Origin of the sequence: Streptomyces alkaliterrae (assembly GCF_007097205.2) — a bacterium.
Classification (GTDB): Bacteria; Actinomycetota; Actinomycetes; order Streptomycetales; family Streptomycetaceae; genus Streptomyces; species Streptomyces alkaliterrae.
Genome location: NZ_VJYK02000425.1, coordinates 1 through 3,585 on the forward strand (window position 1 = coordinate 1; position 3,585 = coordinate 3,585).

The 3,585-nt window shown below is 72.5% G+C and carries 4 protein-coding genes; all 4 read left to right on the forward strand.

Going from position 1 to position 3,585, the window contains the following annotated elements; all coding sequences use genetic code 11:
• Window positions 1–424 (forward strand): glutamine amidotransferase-related protein (locus FNX44_RS24990; protein ID WP_438948041.1); only part of this gene is annotated, 424 nt, incomplete at its 5' end.
• A gap of 34 nt (window positions 425–458) precedes the next feature.
• A complete protein-coding gene (locus FNX44_RS24995) occupies window positions 459–1,685 on the forward strand; it encodes a 3-hydroxybenzoate 6-monooxygenase (protein WP_143651259.1) in 1,227 nt (408 codons plus the stop codon).
• 142 nt (window positions 1,686–1,827) lie between these two features.
• Window positions 1,828–2,925 (forward strand): polyprenyl synthetase family protein, encoded by a 1,098-nt coding sequence (locus tag FNX44_RS25000; RefSeq protein WP_173019282.1) that lies wholly within the window; start codon window positions 1,828–1,830, stop codon window positions 2,923–2,925.
• Window positions 2,926–3,061: 136 nt separating this feature from the next.
• Window positions 3,062–3,585 (forward strand): class I SAM-dependent methyltransferase (locus FNX44_RS25005; RefSeq protein ID WP_143651261.1); only part of this gene is annotated, 524 nt, incomplete at its 3' end.

Below are 3,585 nucleotides of genomic sequence, written 5' to 3' on the forward strand. Positions count from 1 at the left end.
GGACGGGCTGGTCCGTCATCTCAGGTCGGCGATCTCCCGCCTGCTGGTGGAGGAGAGGCCCTTCCTGGCGGTGTGCCTCAGTCACCAGGTGCTCAGCTCGCTGCTCGGCTTCGAGCTGGTCCGCCGCACGGTACCGAGCCAGGGGCTGCAACGGGAGATCGACCTCTTCGGGCGCCGCGAACGCGTCGGCTTCTACAACACGTTCGCCGCCCGCTCCGACCGGGACGTCGTCGACCATCCGGCGTACGGACGGGTGCGGGTCAGCCGCGACGAGGCGACCGGCGAGGTGCACGCCCTGCGCGGCGGCCAGTTCGCCTCCACCCAGTTCCACGCCGAGTCGGTACTGACCGAGGACGGGCCGCGCATCCTCGGCACACTGCTGGCCGAGCTGGCCCGCACGCCCGCCGCCCTACCGGGCGGCTGACATCCGCACAGGCACCACACACGGGGGATTTTCCATGGTTCACGCACTCGTCGCCGGCGGCGGCATCGGCGGACTGGCCACCGCGCTGTCCCTGGCCCGGCACGGACACCGCGTCACCGTCCTGGAGCGCGCCGAGGCCTTCGCCGAGATCGGCGCCGGCATCCAGCTCGGGCCGAACGCCTTCCACGCACTGGACGTCCTCGGCGTCGGCCGCCAGGTCCGCGAACAGGCTGTTTTCGTCGACGAGTTGCGGCTGATGGACGGCACGTCCGGCGGACGCCTGGTCGCCGTACCGCTGACCGAGCGGTACCGGCGGCGGTTCGGCAATCCGTATGCGGTGGTCCACCGCACCGATCTGCACCAGCCGCTGCTCACCGCATGCCGGGAGGCCAAGGGCGTGGAACTCCTCGCGGGCACGGCCGTCCGGCGCTACGAGCAGAACGCCTCGGGGGTGACCGCGGAGACCCTGGACGGCCGCCGCCACCACGGCGAACTACTCGTCGGCGCCGACGGGTTGCGCTCCACCGTGCGGGCGCGGCTGGTGGGCGACGGCCCGCCCCGGGTGTCCGGGCACACCATCTACCGCTCGGTCATCCCGATCGACCGGGTGCCGCCGGAGCTCCGCTGGAACACGGTGACGCTGTGGGCCGGCCCGAACTGGCACTTCGTGCACTACCTGATCGCCGGCGGCCGGTACCTGAACCTGGCCGCGACACTCGACGACGGCGCCCGGGAGCCGGTCACCGGTCGGCCCCGGCCGCGCGAGTGGGTGCTCGGCCGGTTCCCCGGCACCCATCCGACGCCCCGGCGGCTGCTCGAACTGGGCGAGGAGTGGCGGGAGTGGGTGCTGTGCGACCGCGACCCGGTGCCGGACTGGACGGACGGCCGGGTGACGCTGGCGGGCGACGCCGCCCACCCGATGCTGCAGTACGCCGCCCAGGGCGCCTGCCAGGCGCTGGAGGACGCGGTGGTCCTCGGCGAGGAGTTGGACGGCGCGTCGGCCGACGGCGTGCCGTCCGGGCTGCGCCGCTACAACACGCGGCGGCACCGGCGGACCGCCCGCGCCCAGTTGCTCGCCAGGGAGATGGGCGTCCGGCTCTACCACGCCTCGGGCCGGGCCGCCCGGGCACGCGACACGCTGCTGCGGACCCTCTCGGAGGACGACCTGCACCACCAGGTGGCCTGGCTGCACGGCGACCGCGACTTCACCGACGCGGGCGACCGGCCGGCGCCGAGCCGTCCCGAGCCGGTGGGGCGGTGAAACGGACCGACCCATTCCCCGTAAGCGGATTCCGGAATTCCTCATTCCCCTTGAAATCGTCGCCGAATTCTCTGGTGCGATCTTGCTCCGACGCCTAGCCTGTTAACGGCTTCCATGGGGGATCGATTTGAAGGAAGTATCGGTGAAACAGACGCCCGCCGTCGCCGCGAGCCCGTACTCGTCAGACGAAGCGCTCACGCTTGTCCAAAAACGCCTGGAAGGCGACCTGGCACGCGTCAGGGAAAGACTCCACTCGCTGGTCGCGCCGCCGCACAGCAGGATCGCCGGGCCCATCGAGTACGCGGTGGCGCAGACCGGCCGCCTGCTGCGGCCCACCCTGGTCCTGCTCTCCGCCTACCTGCTGGAGGAGGACGCGGCCGACACACCGCAGCGGGTCGTGGACGCGGCGGCGGTGGTCGAGACACTGCACGTCGCCACGCTCTACCACGACGACCTGATCGACGACGCCCGCACCCGCCGCGGCCGGCCCACCGCGAACGCCAAGTACGGTGACACACTTGCCCTGTTGACGGGCGACTACCTGCTGGCCCGCTGCATGGAGGCGGCCGCCGCCGTCAACGCCGCGCCGGTCATGGCCCGCACGCTCACCGACGTGTGCGTGGGCCAGATGCTGGAGTCCAGCCAGCTCTACGACCCGCTGCGCAGCGAGGACGACTACCTGGCGGCGATCTCCGGCAAGACGGCTCGGCTGATCCGCACGGCCGCCCTCATGGGCGCCCTCCAGTCGAACGCCGACAACATCGGCCAGGAGGCGCTGGAGGGTTTCGGCCATCACCTCGGGATGGCGTTCCAGATCTGGGACGACATTCTTGACATATGCAGCGAGGAAACGGGCAAGCAGGTCGCCAAGGATCTCCACAACGGCGTCTACACGCTTCCCGTCATCTATGCCGCGCGGACGCATCCGGATGAGATGCTTCCGATTCTCCGGGAACGTCCGATGTCCGAAGAACAGCGGCAGCGGGTTATTTCCCTGACGCACCGGTCCGGCGCCCTCGGCCGCGCGGCGGACGTCGCCCGCGACCACGTACGGGACGCCATGGGCGCCCTGCGGTCGCACCCCTCGTTCGCCGAGCGCGCCCCGGTCGTCGGCCGCTATCTGCACGGCGTCGTCGACCGCTTCGCCTCCCAGCATCCGGCCCTGCGCGGGCCGCTGGACGCCACCCGGGCGGACCTGCTGCCCGTGCCCGCCGGGATGGAACCGGGAGGCGCCGCGTGACGCGACGCGCCGACCGTTCCAGACCCGGCGCGCGGCTCGGCTGAGCCGGGCCGCCGCCGGGCGCGGCCCGACGTGGGCCGCGCCCGCCGCAGGCGACAGCACGACGCCGGGCCGCCACGGCCCGGCCCCCTCCCGGATGGTGGTTGTGTCAGGGCTCCGAAAGAACTTCATCTCCGACTACGACGGTCTGGCCGACCAGTGGTGGGACCCGCGCGGTCCGCTCGCGCCGCTGGGCTGGATCGCCCGCGCCCGCGCCCGCTTCGTACCGCGACCGGAACGGCCGGACGCGCGGCTGCTCGACGTCGGCTGCGGCGGCGGCCTGTTCGGACCGCACCTGGCCGGCCGCGGCTACCGCACGCACGGCGTCGACCTCTCCGCGCTCTCGCTCCGCGAGGCCCGCGACCACGGGTTCGACACCGTCACCCAGGCCGACATCCACCGGCTCCCCTACACCGACGAGGCGTTCGACGTGGTCACCGCGGGCCAGTGCCTGGAGCACGTGCCCGACCCGTACAGCGCGGTGACGGAGATGTGCCGCGTCCTGCGGCCCGGCGGCACGCTCATCGTCGACACCATCGCCGACACCCGGATCGCCCGCTTCGTGGCCATCACGCTCGCCGAGAACATCCCGGCCCCGGGCCGCAGGACGCGGCACATCTC

Excerpts from the sequence above, each read along its gene's own strand:
- FNX44_RS24995 (WP_143651259.1), top strand. The coding sequence starts at position 459 with ATGGTTCACGCACTCGTCGCCGGCGGCGGCATCGGCGGACTGGCCACC.